Genomic DNA, 19,183 nt, shown 5'->3' with positions numbered 1-19,183 from the left:
GCGGGAATCTCAGATCAGGGCGGACTTCCGCTGCCGGACTCCGCCCTGTGTGCACTACATTTTCAAGATCGGACTGATCTTCTTATAGATCAACAGCACGATCAAGGATACCAGAAATCCCTTTAACAGATTAAACGGCCCCACTGCAAATATGGCAAATGTAGCCAGATCCTTGATATAACCGTTGACGGCCGAGCCCATACCGATCAACGCATCCATCGGCATCCCAAACGCCTTGGCATAGGCCGGCAGCAATACGAACGCGTTGAGGAAGCATCCTACAACCGTCATGAACACCGTTCCCACAGCCATACCGATCACCGCGCCTGATTTGGTCCGCTTTCTCTTATAGATCACCGCCGCCGGCACCACAAGCGAACAGCCGATCAGGAAATTAGCGAATTCGCCGACTCCCGCCGTGTCCGTTCCGTTAACAGCGAAATTCAGCAGGATCTTAAGGAATTCTATACCTGCGCCCGCAAGCGGCCCCATCGTAAAACAGCCCACCATCACCGGCACCTCACTAAAATCAATCTCATAGAATGCCGGAGCAAACGGCAATGGTATCTCAAACAGCATCAATACAACCGAAATCGCCGCAAGCATTCCCATCTGCGCCATATATCTTACCTTCATCCCGGGTCCCTCCTTTTCCAAATTGTTATTATAAGCCGTTATCTCCATTAATACAAGATATACCCATTCGTTAATTTCTAAAAAAATTATTATATATTCATGAACATTTTGTTATATCTCTTGAGACTTCTGATAAAACATACTATAATATAAAACATTTTAGTAACAGGGCTGCTTGTCTGAACTGTTGCGCATTTCAAGGAGGATTTGGCACGTGAGTATAAATAATAGGAAATCCAGGGAAAATACGGCAGATTTCTTCAATGACGACTTCGAAGTCATCTATCAGGAAGAGGAATACTCTAATTTCCTGCGCAAGGAATTAAATGACGAATCTACCGATGAACCATATGATTCTGAATATGCGGATGACCGTTATGTCACCGAATATAATGACGGACGGCGCGATACGGATTACGGCGGCAGATACAAACGCCGCAGTTACGGCCGACGCAGTTATGACCGCTATGAAGACATCGATTATGACGATGAAGATTATAACTATGACTATGACAACCACCGCAGCAGCCGCTATAAGAAGAGACTCCTGTCTCCTGACCTGATCTCTCCTGCCTCTAAGACGGCCGCAACCAGCATTAGATTCATTTACCGGCTTATCAGCCTGCTGCTGCGCAGTGCAACCCTGATCCTGATCGGCGTTATCACTTATACGCTGGCAGTTAATTTCTGGGAAAACCACAGGGCTTACGGCGATATCATCCATGCCGTGCTCGAAAAGAATTATATTCTCGCAGCCTACGCTATAGTTGCCGCCTTCCTGCTCCTGTTCGAACTCTTCTCTTTCCTGTTCGTCCTTGCCACGAGCAGAAGAACCGACTATAGAGGCCGCAAAGTGGATACCGGAAGCGGACTGTTCTCCTTCGTATTTATCTATGCCGGTTCATACCTTGCTTTCTTCTTCCACAGTCTGGTTCCTGTCTCCCCATCGCCGCTTCTGGGCATACAGGGCGCCCTGAAGGTATACGGCTCCATGCGTTCCGTGCTGCTGCCTCTGTGCATTGCCGGCATCATTAGCTGCCTGGTACGGAAATTCGCAGTACGGTAGCCCATTCGTAAAAGGGGATGCAGTATCATTCTATCCTACTGCATCCCCTTGTCTAATTCAGGAAATTATCTATTATGATCCCTTCCGCCTCTTCTTCTGTCATTCCCAGAGTGCGCAGCTTCACCAACTGTTCATCGTTGATCCTGCCGATCGCCGCCTCATGGATGATCGCCGCGTCTATATGCCTTGCGTTGATCTCCGGAATCGAGCTTACCTCGGCATGATCCATAATGATCGAATCGCACTGCACATGGGCGTGGCAGCTGGCATTGCCCACTGCCTTTGGATGGAACACCTGCCTGGAGCTTCCCTTCGCCACAGACCTGGAAATGATCTGGGCAGAGCTTCCGTCTCCATTCATCCGCACTTCCATGTTGGATTCCGCCAGTTGATCGTCATGGGTCATTAACTTCTCTATCACATATAACTTAGAGCCCGCGCCCATCTCCACCTCGGTCTCGCGCACGGTGGAGTCGACCCCCTTGATCTGCGCCGTGTCCAGGGTAAATACAGCCTCTTCCTCCAGATAAATCGCCGTAACAGGATTCAGCACCTTCGAACCGGTTCCTTCACCCTCGCCGTAATGCTTCTCTTCATAGCGTACATTAGCCCCCTTTCCCACATGGAAAGAGTGGATTCCTTCGTGACGGCTCTCATTGCATCCGCTGTTATGGATCCCGCAGCCCGCGACGATGGTCACTTCCGCGCCCTCGGCGATATAGAAGTCATTATAGACCTTGTCCTGCATTCCGGATGCATCCACCACCACCGGGATATGCACCTGTTCCCCTTTCGTCTCTCCGTCTATGAAAATATCGATCCCCTGCCGGTCTTCCTTCTTCTTGATCTTAATGTGTTCGCTGTCTCCGTGACAGAGTGCGATCCCATTGTGGCGCAGATTAAAGGCTCCCTTCTGCTTAAATCCGGATTCGTCGATCTGACGCAGTATCTTCTCTGTAATCTCATCTAATTTTGTCATCCTTCACGCCCTCCTGCTATATATCTGCCCGATTCATGCAACTGCAGCTATCGCCCTTGTCCATAAGCTTCGGCAGTATCTCTTCCCTGGCTCCGATCGCCCCGATCGTTCCGTCCTCGATCACCATGATACGGTCTGCCATTCTGATAATACGCTCCTGATGAGAGATCAATATAAGACTCTCCTTCTTCTTATCATGGATCTTCTCGAATTCCCGGATCAACATCGAGAAACTCCACAGATCGATCCCCGCCTCAGGCTCATCAAAGATACAGAGCTTATGCGGCTTCGCCAGCACGGTCGCGATCTCCAGGCGCTTCATCTCACCGCCGGAGAGCGTCGCATCTACTTCACGCCGGATATACTCCTGGGCACATAAGCCCACTCTGCTCAACAATTCACAGCATTCGCATTCCTTAAGCTCGTGTCCTGCGGCTAAGGACAGCAATCTGTCAACCGTCATTCCCTTGAACCTTGGAGGCTGCTGAAATGCGAACCCAATCCCGGCATTCGCCCGGTGGTTGATATCATAGGAGGTGATATCTTCCCCATTAAGCAGGATCTGCCCGCCGTCCGCAGATTCGATCCCCATGAGCACCTTGGCAAGCGTCGACTTCCCGCCGCCGTTGGGTCCGGTGATCACAAGCATCTCACCGTCATCCACATGGAAACTGATATTCTTCACAATGCTTCTTTCTATTCCATTCTCATTTACCTTAAATGTGAGGTCCTTTACTTCAAGCATATATTCTACGCTCCCTTTCTCGACTTGTTATCCTGAGGGTCAGATAAATCTGACGTAAGACCCACGGCAGACTTCATCGGCCATAAGTATAACTTAATATATTATAAAGTCAGCGAGCGTGTTTTTCAAGCCAATTTATAATGATTTAACTCTCGCACGCTTATCTTTCGACATGGGCTTTACTCTTAAATCAAAGATTTTATCTCATCCCTATAATCATCCCAAGAATATACGGGACAAGCCAGATTGCCCAAACAGCAATACTAAATCTGTGAAAATTCTTTGCCGAGTCTTCATTATTCTTTACCAAAACAATCGTAGCCCATATTGCATGCACAATCATTAAAATAATCGCAAGCATACCCGTTACACCATGTAGTGATAGTTTCCCTGTAAACATAGACTGTTCTGCAATCTGCCCCATCAAGATTGTACCTGTTGTATCCATGCAAAGTCCAAACCAGAAAAATATCAGATGGTTTTTTTTCAGTTGTTTGCTTCGATGCTCTGACCACACACCGATTGTATAAAAAACTAAAGCCAATGTTATTGTAACAATTGCGGTTATTAATTTTCCTGTCATTTTAAACACTCCATTATTTCTTATATGCTGAATTTTTAAAAATTTACACCTTGACGTAGCTATGAAGATTTGTTATAATATTCGTTGTTGGAACAGTCAAGATTCTGAATGTTCACAGTAAGGCGCAGTAGCCAAGTGGTAAGGCATGGGTCTGCAACACCCTGATTCACCGGTTCAAATCCGGTCTGCGCCTCTTAGAAAAGCCCAGAAATTCAAAGTTTCTCGGGCTTTTTTTATTTTCCAGACTACGTTAAAACAATCAAAAAAACCGGTCTCTATTTTAATGAACCTCAATCCCATTCACTTCCAAATGGTCATCAATAGCAATGACCAGACAGCGGCGGCCATCGATCATGCGGGTTTCTACCAGATCAGAACGTTCTGGATTCACTTTCACCACTACATCGGGCGTCTCTATCTGGAAGGTCTTGACATTGGCGATATTGGACGCGAGAAGGGTTTTCTTCTCCCCGACTGCCATTTCAAATTCCTCATCAAAAGACTCTAATTTCTCCTGAGATACTCCGCTCCTTGTGAGCAGCTTCTTGACATCCGGTTTGGAAAGCTCCAGCGGTTCCGGTTCTTCTTTGGCTTCTTCCAGCATCTCATTCAAATTGTCATGAATGCTGCGGATGACCTCGTAGCCACATTCCTCACCGAGCGTGTCGCTTATGATGGTCTGGAAAGTTGTCTTCTGATCGCCTGCCGTCAGCGGAATCGTGCTTCCAAGAACATTAGTGATCAATTCCGGCTGAAGATCTTCTGGTTTCTTAGTGTAATACAGGATGCTGTGTACATTGCTTGCACGATCCTGAAAAGCCGGAAATAGAAAACCTTTCGCGGGCACTTCCACGATCCAATCACGGATCCTGTCTTCTATGTTATTAGTCTCAGCGTTATATGTAAGTCCGGCCTTTGTCAGGTTCACCGGGCAGATACTGCATAGAATATGCTCATACACGGTATCCGACGCATCGAACATCTCCAGTCCGTCCGAAGATCTTCCCGGGATATCGTAGACTGCATGGATCAGGATGATATAATAGTTCTCAGCATAAATATAATTCTCAATAACCTTATCATAGAACTCTTCGATCAGCACATCATCCTCCAGCTTGCTGTCCCGCAGCTTCAGAAGGAATTCTTGTGTTCCGCCGTTTAATTCCTGATCCAGCGGAAATTCCATATTGATCAGATTCTTTCCAAGCGTTCCGGAAAGAGTATGTTTGAAAATGTCAAAATATTTGAACGCTTCTTCCTCCGGAAGGGACAGAAATGCCTTTTTAAGTTCTGCCTTTTTCTCTTTTTCATGATCCACGTAGCAGCCGCAGATACGGGTGACCGCACAATTTTCAGGAGTAAATTGCCTGCGGATCTCCAATACTTCTTTCTTGTTCATAATTACTTACACTTCCTCTTCTCAGAATGTATTCAATCTTAGCATATTTGCGGAGAGTTTACAACTTAATAAAAGAAAAAGGACCCGAAAAGCAGAACTTCAGGGGTCTTTTTTGAAAAATAATTCTGAAAGGTAAAAATTATGAAACACAATTTCGGGGGATGCTTGAAAGCATGATTTGTGTTCCAAATACAATATATCATGGGAGAACGTGTTTTGATATAGGTTACAGAGACATAAATTTTAAAAATAATTGTACTTAGAGCACAAAAATGATATACTATAAAAAGGAATATATAGAATTGAGGGTAAAAAGAAGGGAGTATTCAGGATGGCAGTTGAACTGGAATATTTGTATTCGAAGATTCCGCCGCAATTCAATGTAAAGCTGCATACCAATAGCTGCTTTGATAAGACGATCGCCTGGATGCATACCGTAGAGGAGATAGAATTTATTCCGATGCTCCATGGCGACGAACTAGTCTTTAATTCAGGTTTGAGCGGCACTTCAGAAGAGTGGGTGCGAGACTATATTGACGAGCTTAACAAGGTCCATGCGGGCGGTATGGTCATGTCTTTCCGTGGCAAGAAGAAATTTCCGCAGAAGATCGTTGATTATTGTAACGAGATAAGATTCCCTATCTTTTCGGCAGCCTGGACAACACCGTATATAGATATTATGCGCCTGTTTGCCGAGATACTTTTGAAGAATGAACAGAGAGAAACGAACCTGATCGCTGCGCTGAAGAATGCGATCTACTATCCGGAGAATGAAGGATTGTATCTCAGCCATTTTGAGAGAAATGGATTTTTCCGCGATATGGCATATACGATCATTATACTTAGCTGCCATGCATATGACAATGATGAGGGAAATGAACGTCTGCATAAGATTGAGAAGTCTATCCGTTACGTTATGGGAAATACGATCACATACGAAGAGAAAGGGCGGCTTACGATTCTTGCGGCCGGATCTGTAATGTCAAAGATACAGGAAGAAACCCAGAAGATCTGCGGGAATGATCCTAACGTATATATCGGAATCGGTACGATGGTGGACGGAATCCGAGATATCCACCGCTCCTATGAAAATGCTTATACGGCATATCAACTGACCAAGACGGCGATTCCTAAGAACCTGCTTAGTTATGACGAATTGGGTGTTTATAAGATTCTTGCGGATGTGAAGGAAGAGGCAGTCTATCCGGCATTTGTACAGGAGACGGTTGGCAGTCTGATCACGTATGATGAGAAGAATCATACCGATTATATGAAGCTTTTGGAAATTTATTTTGAGAATGAATGCAGTGCAGTGAAAACATCAAAAGCAATATATTGTCATAAGAATACCCTGGCCTACAAACTAGATAAGATCAAGAAGATTCTTGGGTACGACATTTTGAAAAATGAGAATCGTGTGAAAATCATGCTTGCAATCTACATATTAAGACTGGGAAAAGAATATTTTTATTAAAGGGCAAGACAGAGGAGGAATGAAAGGATGAATGAAAATCGCGCAAAGAGGAATCGTTTGTTAGGGGAAAGGATCATAAAAGGGCTTGTGTCCCGCAACATGGAAGGTTATTATGCCGAGACGAAGGAAGCTGCCCTGGCAAAGGCTTTGGAGTGGATCCCGGAGGGAAGCAGCATCTCATGGGGAGGCTCTGTGTCTGTCAATGAGATCGGATTAAAGCAGGCGGTCTGCGAGGGAAATTATAAGACATATAACCGAGAAGCAGCCAAGACTCCTGAAGAAAAGAGGGAAATCGAACTGATCGCATATGACTGCGATTATTTCCTCACAAGCGCTAATGCGATCACGGAAGACGGTATCTTAGTCAATATAGACGGAATTGGGAACCGTGTGTCTGCAATAGCCAACGGTCCAAGGAATGTTCTGATGATCATCGGAATGAATAAGGTAGTAAAGGATGTGGAAAATGCGGTGTCCCGGGCCAGAAATGAGGCTGCGCCTGTGAATGCTCAGCGGTTTGGTCTGGATACGCCGTGTTCTGAATATGGAACTTGTTTTGACTGTAAGTCAAAAGACACTATATGCTGTCAGTTCCTGGTAACCAGATTTTCAAAAGCTGCGGGGAGGATCAAGGTCATACTTGTGAATGATGATTTAGGGTTTTAAGTTACTTTTCACACCCACGCCATCTGCAAAATAAAGAAAAGGTTGCTGCTTTGGCGTTAAGCTTTAGCAACAACCTTTTCCTGTTTTATTTTGGGCGGGCGTTTCCGTTCATATATTTCTGATATCTTCTGATATACATCTACATTTTGTGAGCGTAACAAATAGACTATGCTTAAGCCATTACAAATATCGTTTAAACTTTCTTGGCTCCGCAGAGTAATTGCCTGCTTCTGTTTTCGTTTGTAGACTCTTGCCAATCTTTCACATAGGGAATTATTGGCTGGAACCCGTTTGTCATGCAGGAACAATAATTCACTTTCTTTATATTCCCTTAACCGGAGAAATAGATTATACCCTTCCCTATAATACTCAGTTGGCGGCTCATCCTGATATTCTTTCTCCGCCTTGTTCAGGATTTCATCATACCTTTTCTCGAATCCCTCAACAATTATCGGATCAAGTTCTTTCTCCCCCAACCCATTTCGGTAATGCAGCATCTCCTGGAACAATCCGTGCATCTCCTTGTTCCATTCCAGCTGCGGCTCATTCTGCTCGCTGCCGATCAGATAGCGGCAGTCATGCTGGGTACACTCCTGATGTTTTGTTCCATAACGGTAAAATGTCTTGTCATGGTCATGCAAGACAATCCCAACATAATTCTCAAGCGGCGTTCCTTCTATTCCTTTATGCCCTTTTTTCTCCCTGCCTATATAAAGTGCCACATCTGCGATCGGGGATGCAAGTATAAGGACCTGCGCACTGTGCCCATTTACAGATGCGTTTGTAAAATCTGCATTCATGACCGGAGACTGCATTAGTTTCTTTATAATCTCTTTTTTCTCTTCCGCTGTTTTCTCTGAAAATTCCCTGGTAAGACCATTGATCATGCCGTCGGACAGTTCGATCTCGCCTTTTGTCAATTCTGAGATTAGCTTTCTTATTTTTCCATGGGATACGTTGCATTCATTGCTCAGGAGAAAGGCAAGTGCCTTCACCGTCCCGTCATAGTTCACTTCATTGATATATCCTTCTGGAAATGGAGCATGTACACGGGCTCCGGTTCTTTTGTCACGGTATTCCTTTGTCGTATATTCCATGACCGCTACAGACATCTGGATGACCACTTTCTGTTTCCGAATGATTTTTCCTGTCTCATAATAATTCTCTTTATCCAGGTATTTTGCAGGCGCAGGGATTTCATGTGTCTCTGTTACGGCATGGAGCTTCCTGCGGTGTCCGGCATGGCCTGGCTGTCCGCCTGGTTTCCGGTCAGTTTTTACCCGGCTGTTCGGGATTTTTTTCCTGCCGGGTTTCTGCTGGGAAGAGGGGATGGATGAATTCTCAAAATCCATATTGACCTGCGCAGTCAGTTTTTGGTTCAGGCCTTTTTCTTCCTCCAGTTCAGCCCCTACCCTGTAGAATTCCTGTCTTATATCACGGCATTTATCTAATGCTTCATCTCTCTGGCGAACAACTTCCAGATTCTCTTTTTTGAGCTTTGCAATGAGACGGTCCTTCCTGTCAAGTTCTTTCTGGCATTCGTGGTAAAGATCATCATTTGCTTCCATCCATTGCTTCCGGACAGACCGGATCTCCTTACGTGCCTGTGCTAATTCTTGTTTTAATTCCCGGATATTTTTTTCAAGTTTCCGAATAATACTCTTATATTCTTCTTCTAATTTCCGGTATCTCTCGCCGGATTTAAATTCGGCGATCTGCTGTGCCAGTGATTTCACTTTGTACTGTAATGCACTTGTATATTCAAATGGATTCATCTGTACTCTCCTTTGATGAATTAGGGGCGGGAATCTAATACCTGTGCCATCGTTCTGCTTAATTCTATTGTCTCTTCCAGTTGTAATGTCAGCATGGAAATATATTCTTCTTTCTGTTCAAGAAGCTCTTCCGAAGTCCGAATGCATTTTTCCTGGATTCGGATTACATTTTCTGCTTCTTTAAGAGCATTCTCCAATTTAGAGATCTGTAATTCATATTTTTTTATAAGTGATGTTTCTTTACTCATTGCTGCCTCCGCACTTGTAATAAAAAAAGTATAGCAGAAATCTGGAAAAAAAGCGAATGAAGGAAATCTGGTATTCGTCATTTTGCCAGGGATAAATCGTTGATTTTTCAAGACAAATGGATATCAAACCACGCAGAAAAAGATGTGAGAAGGGGATTTTAAGACGAAAAACAGAAAGGAGAAAATGTTATCCACAAGAAATACCTGAGGACAAAATATTATTAACATTTTGTCCTCAAACGTATCATTTACTGTGGATAAAAATTTTTTCAATTTCAGCACATTTACCAACACTTTCTAAAAAGCCTATTACTGGCGTGGGTGTGAAAAGTAACGGTTTTAAAAATTATTTTTAAAATATCATAAAAAGTATTTGCAAAAATTGGAGTTCTGTGTTAGAATACTTTTTGTGAGCGGAGATGGCGGAATGGCAGACGCGCTAGATTCAGGTTCTAGTGGGAGTTCATCCTGTGAGGGTTCAAGTCCCTTTCTCCGCATTGACTGAGAATCCTGGAAACCTTGAAAGCAAGGTCTTCCGGGATTTTTCTTTTCTCCAAATTTTAAAATAGGGCACACTAGTACACCGAAAAATAAGTTCCTAGTACATCATTGCATTAATCTTGAAGTAATAGTGCTTGATATTCGTGTCAGCTGTGCGTCTACGAACCGACGGTGTAGCGGGCTACATCTAGGTTCGTAGGCGTGCAGATGGCATGGATAGCAAGTGCTTATTACTCAAGAATTAATGCAATGATGTACTAGCCATATAACGCAAAATGATTTTTCATATGCAAGGCGGAGGAATGAGGCGTAGTGGGCGTTACGCCGATTGACAACAACGACGCAGATGGAAAATCAGGCAAGTTATATGGCTGGTTACTTATTATTCGGTGTACTAGATAATCCTCCCCTGACGCATGACCTCAAAAAATATCGGGTAGGAGGCTACCCATTAGTTGAGCAGCCGACCTCCCACACCACTGTACGTACCGTTCGGTATACAGCGGTTCAATAGTTTTCACGCAACTTTCAGATAATAGTCAAGCATGGATATATATCCCCAGCTCTGACGCTTAAATTTATACTTACACTCTCAGAGTACATTGGATTTTATTTTCTCATTTTGCTTTATCAACGCAATCTTATTTAAGCCATAAAATCCCTGTATTCTGCTTTTTTAACTTTTGTTGTTATCTGCTCCTTCACCACCTTTCCACATGGTCCTCTATATCAACCGTATTTGTATCTTTTTAGCGATCTCTTCCTTGTATTCTCTCAATGGAGTCTCTTTCATGGATTCCAGTATCCTCCTGTGCTTTTGCTCCCTACTCTGCTTTACCTTTTTCCATATTTTTTCCCAAGCCTCCATGATCTGGCTGATCATGTGCCCAATCTGGATCAGATAATAATGGTTTTTCAGTGCCTGATAATTCCTGCTGTACTGGTGTTCCAGATGGTATCCCTGCCTTTTCTGCGCGTTGAACCCATCATTCTCGATTCTCCATCTCATCCTTCCGCGCTCCACCAGTCCTGCCACATTTTTTCTGGTGATTGGCAGATCTGTGAGAAACCAGAATTCTTTCCGGATCGTTTCTGCTTTTCCCTTTTTCCTGCCCTTTTTGCAGATATGCTCCCCGCTTTCTCCATACTCTGCCAGATTTACCTGATGTCCTTTATAATCTATATCTGTCACGTAATCATACCATTCCTTCCCAGTCTGTGTTTCGCGCTCCTGGTAATTCTTCTCCATTTCTTTCAGTTCTCTGTATTCTTCCCCAATGCTCGGGATGCTCCCCTCCTTATACCGCAGGATATACCGCCAGTTTTTTCCTTTGCATCTCTCAAAGAAACCTTCACAGGCATACAGACTGTCCCCGCACAGGCAGATCGGCAACCTTGGAAACGCTTTTTTCAGCTTTTCCATTAAACGCCAGCAGGCCTTCCTTTCACAGTCCTGTTTCTCCATTTCTTTTCCCTCTTCATTATCCACAAATTCCGTCTGAATACTGATCAGGATTTTCGGATGCAGTACCAGCTTTGCTTCCAGCACATAATAATAGTTCTCCTGATACTCTTTTTCCGTCCCCTTGTTATGGGTCCGGTGCAGGCTTTTCCCATCCAGTTCCCTCCGGCTGCTGCAAAGCTGCGTTCCATCTATGATCACCTGCCAGTACTTGCCCCTGATTCGCATATTTTCAAAAGCCCGGCTGCAAAGAAGCCTGCTGCAAAGGCGGTTTAAGATGTCCTGCAATTTTTCCGGATCTACTTTTTCCAGATACCGGTTGATGGTTTCCCAGTAGGGAAGCTCCTCCACGGTCTGTTCCTCCCCGGATAGATGCCAGATGTTTTTGATCATTTCACTGGAATTGAATTCTTCACTTGTTTTCCTCATACTGCTGATGTAAAATAGAGAAGAAAGGATACGGGTCATAAGAAGTAACACAGCAGGATAGGTAATATAGCTCTGGTTTCTGGGATCTGGAATCTGTTTTAACAGGGGTAAAAGATCTGGGAAAAAATGCCGGATTAGCTTGGCTAATTCACATGCAAGGTTCAACTGTTCCAGGTGTTCCCTAACCTCTTTTCTTCTGATTTTTATTCTTGCTTCATAGTAAAACCTCCTCTCTTTTATGGTGGTGCGAAAAAATAGTTGTTTGGTTACTTCTATTATCGCGCATCTTCCCATAAAATGGGAGGTTTTTTTATTAATTTTTTTTTAAGCGTCAGAGCTGATATATCCCAACTTGGCTATTATTTTATTGGTGAGGGCAACACTTAATATCTGCGCTGTCCTCCAGTAAATGACAGAGAAGAGCAGATAGAAGAAGTGTCTGTCTCCTCCATCAGTCCTTTCATGTCTGCAAGTTTGTAGTAATTTATCCCCCCTCTGACATACTCCGCAAGTTTCTGTCTCCGGTAGTCGTTACTCCACCCTTTGTTTTTCTGAGTGATCTCCCTTATCCTGCCTTTCATCTTTTTGGCGCTCTTTGGGTGTTCCCGGAATCTGCACTTCCCTCTGTTCCTGTAAAATGCGTATCCCAGATATTTTATTTTGCTTACATGTGTTACCGTTGTTTTGGCTCGGTTTACTTTCAGGAATAGCTCTCCCTCTATGAATGGGATGATGTTTGCAAGCGTCCTCTCCGCACTCTTCTTGCTCTTGCAGAATATCAGCGCGTCGTCCGCATACCTCACAAACCGGTGCCCCCTGCGTTCCAGTTCCTTATCCAGTTCATTCAGCATCACGTTCCCACACAGTGGGCTTAACGGCCACCCTGTGGCACGCCTTCCTCCGTTTTCTCGAAGAATCCGTTGTGCAATACTCCTGCATTCAAGTATTTGTGTATCAGCGATATCACACGTCCGTCCTTGATTCTCCTTGATAACACCTCTATTAATTTACTGTGGTTTACCGTATCAAAGAACTTCTCTAAGTCCATGCTCACCACATACACATACCCTTCGTCTACATTCCTCTTGCAGGCTCTTAATGCGTCGTGCTGGCTCCTTCCTGGTCTGAAACCGCAGCTGTTCTCTGAGAACTGTGGTTCAAACAGTGCTGTTAGTTCCTGTGTGACCGCCTGCTGTATCAAGCGGTCTACGACTGTTGGTATTCCTAATTTCCTTACCTTGCCTTTCTCTTCCTTGGGTATCTCTACCCTGCGGACTGGGTTCGGTTTATATTTCCCTTCCCGTATCTTCCGGATGATTTCGCTCTGGTTTTCTTTCAGGTAGTTCCATATGAAGTTGTCTGTCCTTAAACCCATCTTTGGTTACATTCATTTACTCACATCTCCTAAAGTTCAGTCCTTCCCATGACGTTTGCAACCGCCATAGTACTATGACCTCTGCTGACTTCTCGTGGTAAATCTTATTTCAACCGCTTCCGCGAATGTTCTATCGCTTTGGATGCGTCCACGAGACCTCCCCGGGTACTCACACGCTCTTTCCCTCTTATACTCGCTCCATAAATACTAAATACAATTTCGTGCAGTTATTGGACTTTGATTTGTTACGCAATCTCATCCTTGCATTTAGCCTCAAATGTAGTAAGCCAGAGTTTTGCCTAATCCTTTCTTCAGATTCCACCTCACGATGGACACCCTTGGCTTCGGCTGTATCCTTCCCACTGCCGGGCGGATTGGGGACTTTCACCCGTTAGAACGTGTGCCCACCGGGCACACATAAAAATGGAGCTCTTGTTTTTACACAAAAAGCTCCACTACTGTTTATTTATTTATTTGAATTTATGATTCCTTCGATATCACGACCACCGTAGAATATTCGAGCTACTGTAACCGCCCTCTCCTTGTCATCAACAAGATAATACACAATAAAGTTGTCTACCGGAAGCTGATGCATTTTCATCGAATGCCAAGGTTCCCATTCAACTAACACATAACGAGCTGGCATAAAATCCAATGAACGAACTTCCATTCGTATACGCTCCAGCTGAGCTGCAGCAGTTTCCGGAACAAGGAGTTCATTTGCAATATACAAATAGATTTCACGTAAATCACCAAGTGCATCTGCAGAATAGCCGACATTATAGCTATCCGTCATATGCCAAACTCCTTTGCAAGTGCCGCATCGACTTCATCTGCAGAATATACCTTTCCTGCTTTGATGGAATCGACACCCTTCTGGAGCTCTGCATCAAGCTCTTCTCTAGTCATTGCACCAACAGCTAACGGTTTAGAAGAAGGAAGTTTCAATTCAAATGGCATACCCTTTTTCAGTACAATCTGGCTATAAAGCATTTGAATTGCACTGGATGGAGAAATGCCAAGCTGAGAAAGAATGCTCTCAGCATTATCCTTGAGATTGGTATCTATTCTTGCATAAACAGCGGATGTATTTGCCATAGTAATCTCCATTCCGCCGCCTTTCAATTGGCGGCACAAATAGTAATGAAAGTCTTCCAATTTTCCACATTATTGATAAAATAATTCTTAAAGAAGCTACACTACAAAGCACGTGGAGGTGAGTTGTAAAGACTTTCTTCAGTTTTAGACAGCATAGTAATCAGTGTAAGTTTCATATGTGTGATAGAACATAAAGGCAATAAGGACGATACAAAAGATTCCAAGTGGATTGGCGATTTATTTCGATTAGGTCTGGTTCCGGGAAGTTATATTCCCTGTAAACCAATCCGTATCCTGCGTGAATTTACAAAATACCGTTACAAGTTAATCTCCTGTCGCTCCAGCGAAAAGAACAGATTTCAGAATGCGCTTACTGTCTGTAATGTCGCATTAGATTCGGTTGTTTCCGATATCTTCGGGAAATCAGCCACTTCTGTTATTGATTACCTAATCGAGCAATCGGACAATTCCATCAACCACGAAGAAATAGCTTCCAGACTGCTTCGTTCCCTAAAGAAGAAGTCTGACAGGCCATTTATTGGCTGTCCTCTACTTTCTTTCACAGTATCGCCTCCTTTTTCTTTATTATATTCGCTTTTGCTTGCGATTGCAAGCATTTGCATAGATTATTTTATGACAGAACTTTGAATTTTATATGCCTCTTAAGGCAGAAAAGAATATTTATGGGATTTTTATCAAGACTATTTCATTCTAGAGACAAGCCCACCAACAGCACCAATGGTCGCGTCCAGGCAGACCATTTCCTGCTTTTCACAGGGGAATGTCTGTGGGATTCTTTGCGGGATCGTATAGCCCTTCCGGCGGAGACGACGTGTATGGTAGTCAATAGCCTTCGCCGTTATCCCATGCTGTTCACACCAGATTTTGACTTTCAAGCTGCTGGTCTTACAATAAATGCAGAGGACGGCTTGGAATATCTGATATTCTATGCACCGAGCAATAACCATATATCAAACTGACAAATATAAAAAACGCCCTATCAAAACATATCGTCCTAATAGGGTGTCTGTTTGTTTGTACACAATATCCTATATCATCCCAAAGTGCCTGAATGCATCCATAATAGCTGCTTCTTTTTCAGGGGTACATTTCGGCACTTTCGCATCCTCACTCTTTGGCAGATTATAATTGTCCCTCTTATCAAGCCCGCACTTATCTTTTATCTGTGCAATATAAAGGCTGGATACGTTTTAATCATGCTTTCTTTCACATACTCCTTAATCTTCCCATAGGTAGTCTTCTCCGCTGGCGTGTAATTACTCTCTGCATCAGGCTCCATTGTTACCTCAATTCTAGGTGTATCTTTTTTGAGGGATAATTTGACAACCGTCTCAACATATTTACCGTTGTCCAAACCAAATTACATACCTTTTTATTTCTTATCTGTCTTTTGTTCCAATAGTTTTATAGAATTCAAATAATCTTCTTCTACATCACTGATGGTGCTTGCCTTATATTTTTATATTCATCTGTTGCCTTATCAACAGCTTGCTTATGAGAAATATTACCATTTCCCTGTAACAACTGTTCCCCACTCATTGTAAGTATGCAATCCAGATGTTTTGCCCAGTCTTTCATAGTCATTGTCTGTTCACGTTCCGCCTGACGCTCTGCAAAATCCAAATATCCAGACACAAGCTGACCCATTGCCCGAAGTTCCTTTTCACTTAAATAATTTTTAGCAATAACAGCTTCTTTTAAGGTTGGTTGATTTCCCACAAATGTTGTAAGCCCCATAAACTCTTTTTCAGCATCTGCCCTTGTGTAAATAACCTCAGCTGCCGTCTGACCATGAATGGCATAATGAATTTTGTTCTGCACCTTAATTCTAAATTGTGTACCGCGCTTGGATTTCACACGATAACCTACAGAAATAATAACATCCAGATTATAATAGTCAACCTGATAAGTTTTTCCATCTGCCGCAGTTGTTGCAAAATTTGCAACAACTGATTCTCTCACCAGTTCTGTAAGTTTCGTGGTATCTCCACCGATTTCCACGGTAATACCCTGTATTCTGCTTGCCATTTATCCTCTCACCTCCCATTTTCAAGCACAAAAAAAGAAGCATTTCTGCTCCGTCAAATCTATCTATTCTCTAATATTCACAAGACCTTTTGTCTTCTGATCTACATCTGTTGCATATGGTGGTTTATCACAATCCACCCACTTTCCTGTTTCCGCATCTTTAACTCTCCAAGACAAATCATTATCCTTTGGTCTGGGAAGTTCTAAATCAATCAGACATTCATCCATCAATTTCTGTTTTTCTTTCCTGTCACACAGAAACAGTAGGTATCTGTACTGTTTCCCTTTAAAATGGAGAATGCCATACTTCTTCATCTGCTCCATTGTCGGTCTTACCGTAATCCGGCTATCCTTCTGTCCACCCGGCACCAGAAAAGATTTCATCTGACGGACATGTATCTTCACACCGTCTTTCATGTACATTTCCCCATCAGAACTTCCTTGCATAATAAAAGCACCTACCATTTCTGATAGATGCTTCATCTCATTTTTATATAATTTGTAACAGCTTATTCAAGCACTTTCCAATAACCAGTCTTTTTAGAACCAACTCTTTCTACATATCCATTTTCTTTCAAAAATGTCAGATTATTTTCTACTGCCGTTTCGCTAATCTCCAGTATCTGATGCAATTCGCTGGTAGTAATATTAGGATTATCTCTCATTTCTGTTATAATTCTTTGTCTTCTTGAGTTTAATCCTTTTTTATTCCCAACTTTATCCTCAACTTTTTTCCCAACTTTTTTAATCTTCTGAAGTGGGATTGTTACAACGATTGAATTTTCTCTAAAAGTAAATGCTTCCTTTCCGTAAGTTTCAATAATCTTAGGCACTCCTCGACCAGATTTCTCACTGATATGCAACTGCAAAAAGATTTCTGATAGCTTTTCATTTACTGGAATTGATTCTCCCAAGAAAAATCCTTCCATAGTCTGTGCCGGTGCCAATGTTCCTCTCGATAAGATTTCAATTCTGTTTGAGAATACAGAAATCATCGGTTCATTTCCACTAATCCACAGATTGTGCAAAATAGCATTTATGATTGCTTCTCTAAAAGCCTTATTATCAAACAACGGTGTTTCCGGACGTTCCACTACGCGCTCACTTTCCTCTGTCTGAATCAAATTTAATACATCTGCGTATCTTAATACCTCATCCAAAGTATAGAGCAAACAATTGTTACCAAATTCTCTTACCGAAAACAAATTGGAACCTTTCGTTTCTCCTTCAAAAATTGATACTCTTAATGGAAAATGTGAATTATCTGAAAGCAACTGTGCCAACAGATTATATTCTCCATCCTTATTTCTTAACCCAAGATTCTTCTCAAAGGTTCTTTCATTTAATACGATTCCTTTTGAACCATAATATCCAAACAATTTAGAGAATGTCAGTTCCTGATATTTTGCCGGTAATGCCTCAATCGTCTCCACTCTTCCATCCAAAATCTTAAATAACTGAATCTCCCTCTTCGGGTAATCTTTTAAGTTTGCTTTAGAAGAGCGTCCTAAATCCTGATGCGTAAGTTCATCAATTTTAAAATCTATAAGGACATAGCATCTTAATAGTCGGTTATATAAAACCAAATCCACATAAAAATTTTTATCATGAAATGTAAATCTCTTTTGGCGCTGTTCAAACAGAAAACCCTTACCTAATTCTAAAAGAAACTTTTGCATCTTTTCTATTACTGCTGATTCCAAATCACTTTCATGATAAGAAGCCCTGTCTTCTAATCCCGCAAACTCCAATACATATGGAGTATGTAAAATATCTTGCGGTTTTTGCGGAACAGCTCCTTCATTTGCCAGCCTCATCACATCATTTTTATCTCTGCTTAATGCAAGCCTTTCATACAAGCTAGAATGAAATTGTCTTTTTAAAGTATTTACATTCCAATTCGAGCGTATCGCCTCGTTCTCATAAAAATCTCTTTCATCCCTGTTTTCTATACGCATAAGCACTTGATAATGCGTCCAACTGAGTTTAAAAGGTAGATTGTTATATGCCATTTCCAATTGTCCAATACCCGATTGGATAATTTCAAAAGTCTGCTCGAATCGTCCAATTCCCGACTGGATAATTTCATCTTCCCTGTCTTTATATGTCACATAAAACTGCCGCATCCCTGCCACATTGCTTCTTGAAAAACCTCTACCATATTCTTCTGTCAGATATGCTGACAAAGAATCTACTATTTTAGCTCCATATTTTGCTCTTTCAGAGCCTTGTTGTTCCTGTTCAACAATATATCTCCCCAGCAAAAAACTTGTGAGTACCGTAATTGCATTTGCCATTTGTCCCATATTGTTTCTGGCACTATCAATTAACTTCTTTGATTTATCATATAAAGTCTGAAATTCTTTATTATCTATCATTTCCTTTTTTTCATTCTTCACTCTTGCACCTCCAAATAGTATCTTAACTATACATAGTTAGTATTATATGATAGCTTTAGATAAGCAACACAAGCATTGAAATTATATATCTCTTTTTCGGCTAAGCATTCCAAATATCTTTCAGTTGTTCGGAAATTCCGAACTACTGATTTGTCCTCTAATGTTTTCTTATTAAACAAATTCCTTTGTATCCCCACACCCCACATCAACCACCGCCGAAGCCTCAAAATACTTCTCTATCCTCTTATTCCGATTCCCCACTTCATCTTCTACAAACACAAAATGCCTGTAGAACTGCC

18 protein-coding genes, 2 tRNA genes and 2 pseudogenes are annotated in these 19,183 nt (G+C 42.5%); 7 read left to right on the top strand and 15 right to left on the bottom strand.

Annotated elements, in window-relative coordinates:
* Positions 1-54: 54 nt before the first annotated feature.
* Positions 55-636, bottom strand: coding sequence for an ECF transporter S component (locus VSQ62_RS06240; protein WP_334633811.1), 582 nt, complete (start codon positions 634-636; stop codon positions 55-57).
* Between the two features lie 214 nt (positions 637-850).
* Between VSQ62_RS06240 and VSQ62_RS06235 the strand changes: the two genes are divergently transcribed.
* Complete coding sequence (locus VSQ62_RS06235; protein ID WP_334633810.1) at positions 851-1,702, top strand: hypothetical protein; 852 nt, start codon at positions 851-853, stop codon at positions 1,700-1,702.
* 52 nt (positions 1,703-1,754) lie between these two features.
* Here the strand turns inward: VSQ62_RS06235 and VSQ62_RS06230 are convergent, their stop codons facing one another.
* From VSQ62_RS06230 to VSQ62_RS06220, 3 genes are all read right to left on the bottom strand, one after another.
* Positions 1,755-2,681, bottom strand: a complete 927-nt coding sequence (locus VSQ62_RS06230) for a SufB/SufD family protein (RefSeq protein WP_334633809.1) — start codon at positions 2,679-2,681, stop codon at positions 1,755-1,757.
* Between the two features lie 16 nt (positions 2,682-2,697).
* Complete coding sequence (locus VSQ62_RS06225; RefSeq protein ID WP_334633808.1) at positions 2,698-3,426, bottom strand: ABC transporter ATP-binding protein; 729 nt, start codon at positions 3,424-3,426, stop codon at positions 2,698-2,700.
* A 199-nt stretch (positions 3,427-3,625) separates the two neighbouring features.
* On the bottom strand, positions 3,626-4,009 hold the full coding sequence (locus VSQ62_RS06220; protein ID WP_334633807.1) for an HsmA family protein: 384 nt from the start codon (positions 4,007-4,009) through the stop codon (positions 3,626-3,628).
* A gap of 121 nt (positions 4,010-4,130) precedes the next feature.
* Here VSQ62_RS06220 and VSQ62_RS06215 point away from each other — a divergent pair.
* Positions 4,131-4,202: transfer RNA gene (locus tag VSQ62_RS06215), tRNA-Cys, on the top strand.
* Between the two features lie 87 nt (positions 4,203-4,289).
* Here the strand turns inward: VSQ62_RS06215 and VSQ62_RS06210 are convergent.
* Positions 4,290-5,408 carry a DUF4317 domain-containing protein gene (locus VSQ62_RS06210; protein WP_334633806.1) on the bottom strand — a complete coding sequence of 373 codons (1,119 nt, stop codon included), beginning with the start codon at positions 5,406-5,408 and terminating at the stop codon, positions 4,290-4,292.
* Positions 5,409-5,739: 331 nt separating this feature from the next.
* Here VSQ62_RS06210 and VSQ62_RS06205 point away from each other — a divergent pair, with 331 nt between their 5' ends.
* Positions 5,740-6,882 (top strand): helix-turn-helix domain-containing protein, encoded by a 1,143-nt coding sequence (locus VSQ62_RS06205; protein WP_334633804.1) that lies wholly within the window; start codon positions 5,740-5,742, stop codon positions 6,880-6,882.
* 27 nt (positions 6,883-6,909) lie between these two features.
* Positions 6,910-7,548: a lactate utilization protein gene (locus VSQ62_RS06200; protein WP_334633803.1), complete on the top strand. Its 639-nt coding sequence runs from the start codon at positions 6,910-6,912 to the stop codon at positions 7,546-7,548.
* Between the two features lie 56 nt (positions 7,549-7,604).
* Here the strand turns inward: VSQ62_RS06200 and VSQ62_RS06195 are convergent, their stop codons facing one another.
* On the bottom strand, positions 7,605-9,323 hold the full coding sequence (locus VSQ62_RS06195; protein ID WP_334633801.1) for an IS66 family transposase: 1,719 nt from the start codon (positions 9,321-9,323) through the stop codon (positions 7,605-7,607).
* Between the two features lie 20 nt (positions 9,324-9,343).
* A complete protein-coding gene (locus VSQ62_RS06190) occupies positions 9,344-9,571 on the bottom strand; it encodes a hypothetical protein (protein WP_120397181.1) in 228 nt (75 codons plus the stop codon).
* A 413-nt stretch (positions 9,572-9,984) separates the two neighbouring features.
* Here VSQ62_RS06190 and VSQ62_RS06185 point away from each other — a divergent pair.
* Positions 9,985-10,068: transfer RNA gene (locus VSQ62_RS06185), tRNA-Leu, on the top strand.
* A 728-nt stretch (positions 10,069-10,796) separates the two neighbouring features.
* Here VSQ62_RS06185 and VSQ62_RS06180 read toward each other — a convergent pair.
* From VSQ62_RS06180 to VSQ62_RS06160, 5 genes and pseudogenes are all read right to left on the bottom strand, one after another.
* Positions 10,797-12,257, bottom strand: a complete 1,461-nt coding sequence (locus VSQ62_RS06180; protein WP_334633611.1) for a transposase — start codon at positions 12,255-12,257, stop codon at positions 10,797-10,799.
* Positions 12,258-12,346: 89 nt separating this feature from the next.
* Positions 12,347-12,544, bottom strand: a complete 198-nt coding sequence (locus VSQ62_RS06175; RefSeq protein ID WP_334637581.1) for a group II intron maturase-specific domain-containing protein — start codon at positions 12,542-12,544, stop codon at positions 12,347-12,349.
* 117 nt (positions 12,545-12,661) lie between these two features.
* Positions 12,662-13,338: pseudogene (locus VSQ62_RS06170) on the bottom strand (reverse transcriptase domain-containing protein); the annotation flags it as partial.
* Positions 13,339-13,804: 466 nt separating this feature from the next.
* Complete coding sequence (locus VSQ62_RS06165) at positions 13,805-14,134, bottom strand: type II toxin-antitoxin system RelE/ParE family toxin (protein ID WP_334633800.1); 330 nt, start codon at positions 14,132-14,134, stop codon at positions 13,805-13,807.
* Positions 14,131-14,436, bottom strand: a complete 306-nt coding sequence (locus VSQ62_RS06160; protein ID WP_044906158.1) for a type II toxin-antitoxin system RelB/DinJ family antitoxin — start codon at positions 14,434-14,436, stop codon at positions 14,131-14,133. Before VSQ62_RS06160 ends, VSQ62_RS06165 begins: the two co-directional genes overlap by 4 nt.
* A 192-nt stretch (positions 14,437-14,628) precedes the next feature.
* Between VSQ62_RS06160 and VSQ62_RS06155 the strand changes: the two are divergent.
* Together VSQ62_RS06155 and VSQ62_RS06150 are read left to right on the top strand one after the other, a co-directional pair.
* Positions 14,629-14,964: pseudogene (locus VSQ62_RS06155) on the top strand (IS110 family transposase); the annotation flags it as partial.
* Positions 14,965-15,119: 155 nt separating this feature from the next.
* The gene (locus VSQ62_RS06150; RefSeq protein ID WP_334633799.1) at positions 15,120-15,416 is read left to right on the top strand and encodes a hypothetical protein; all 297 of its coding nucleotides are present in this window, start codon (positions 15,120-15,122) and stop codon (positions 15,414-15,416) included.
* Between the two features lie 469 nt (positions 15,417-15,885).
* Here VSQ62_RS06150 and rhuM read toward each other — a convergent pair whose 3' ends face one another.
* The 3 genes from rhuM to VSQ62_RS06135 all read right to left on the bottom strand — a co-directional run bounded on the left by rhuM (position 15,886) and on the right by VSQ62_RS06135 (position 18,884).
* Positions 15,886-16,485 carry a RhuM family protein gene (rhuM, locus tag VSQ62_RS06145; RefSeq protein WP_502957716.1) on the bottom strand — a complete coding sequence of 200 codons (600 nt, stop codon included), beginning with the start codon at positions 16,483-16,485 and terminating at the stop codon, positions 15,886-15,888.
* Positions 16,486-16,548: 63 nt separating this feature from the next.
* On the bottom strand, positions 16,549-16,932 hold the full coding sequence (locus tag VSQ62_RS06140; RefSeq protein ID WP_334633797.1) for a hypothetical protein: 384 nt from the start codon (positions 16,930-16,932) through the stop codon (positions 16,549-16,551).
* A 62-nt stretch (positions 16,933-16,994) separates the two neighbouring features.
* A complete protein-coding gene (locus VSQ62_RS06135) occupies positions 16,995-18,884 on the bottom strand; it encodes a PDDEXK nuclease domain-containing protein (protein WP_334633795.1) in 1,890 nt (629 codons plus the stop codon).
* Between the last annotated feature and the right edge of the window lie 299 nt (positions 18,885-19,183).

Origin of the sequence: Sporofaciens sp. JLR.KK001 (genome assembly GCF_036941055.1) — a bacterium.
Taxonomy (GTDB): domain Bacteria; phylum Bacillota; class Clostridia; order Lachnospirales; family Lachnospiraceae; genus Sporofaciens.
The sequence above is the reverse complement of the archived record's forward strand: the minus strand, read 5'-3'. Positions and strand labels throughout refer to the sequence as shown.

What these genes read in the sequence shown, in the direction of transcription:
- VSQ62_RS06205 (WP_334633804.1), top strand. Translation starts at nt 5,740, where the DNA reads ATGGCAGTTGAACTGGAATATTTGTATTCGAAGATTCCGCCGCAATTC.
- VSQ62_RS06150 (WP_334633799.1), top strand. Translation starts at nt 15,120, where the DNA reads ATGGGATTTTTATCAAGACTATTTCATTCTAGAGACAAGCCCACCAAC.
- VSQ62_RS06140 (WP_334633797.1), bottom strand. Translation starts at nt 16,932, where the DNA reads ATGCAAGGAAGTTCTGATGGGGAAATGTACATGAAAGACGGTGTGAAG.
- VSQ62_RS06175 (WP_334637581.1), bottom strand. Translation starts at nt 12,544, where the DNA reads ATGAAAGGCAGGATAAGGGAGATCACTCAGAAAAACAAAGGGTGGAGT.
- rhuM (WP_502957716.1), bottom strand. Translation starts at nt 16,485, where the DNA reads ATGGCAAGCAGAATACAGGGTATTACCGTGGAAATCGGTGGAGATACC.
- VSQ62_RS06220 (WP_334633807.1), bottom strand. Translation starts at nt 4,009, where the DNA reads ATGACAGGAAAATTAATAACCGCAATTGTTACAATAACATTGGCTTTA.
- VSQ62_RS06195 (WP_334633801.1), bottom strand. Translation starts at nt 9,323, where the DNA reads ATGAATCCATTTGAATATACAAGTGCATTACAGTACAAAGTGAAATCA.
- VSQ62_RS06240 (WP_334633811.1), bottom strand. Translation starts at nt 636, where the DNA reads ATGAAGGTAAGATATATGGCGCAGATGGGAATGCTTGCGGCGATTTCG.
- VSQ62_RS06165 (WP_334633800.1), bottom strand. Translation starts at nt 14,134, where the DNA reads ATGACGGATAGCTATAATGTCGGCTATTCTGCAGATGCACTTGGTGAT.
- VSQ62_RS06230 (WP_334633809.1), bottom strand. Translation starts at nt 2,681, where the DNA reads ATGACAAAATTAGATGAGATTACAGAGAAGATACTGCGTCAGATCGAC.
- VSQ62_RS06210 (WP_334633806.1), bottom strand. Translation starts at nt 5,408, where the DNA reads ATGAACAAGAAAGAAGTATTGGAGATCCGCAGGCAATTTACTCCTGAA.
- VSQ62_RS06180 (WP_334633611.1), bottom strand. Translation starts at nt 12,257, where the DNA reads ATGGGAAGATGCGCGATAATAGAAGTAACCAAACAACTATTTTTTCGC.
- VSQ62_RS06160 (WP_044906158.1), bottom strand. Translation starts at nt 14,436, where the DNA reads ATGGCAAATACATCCGCTGTTTATGCAAGAATAGATACCAATCTCAAG.
- VSQ62_RS06225 (WP_334633808.1), bottom strand. Translation starts at nt 3,426, where the DNA reads ATGCTTGAAGTAAAGGACCTCACATTTAAGGTAAATGAGAATGGAATA.
- VSQ62_RS06200 (WP_334633803.1), top strand. Translation starts at nt 6,910, where the DNA reads ATGAATGAAAATCGCGCAAAGAGGAATCGTTTGTTAGGGGAAAGGATC.
- VSQ62_RS06190 (WP_120397181.1), bottom strand. Translation starts at nt 9,571, where the DNA reads ATGAGTAAAGAAACATCACTTATAAAAAAATATGAATTACAGATCTCT.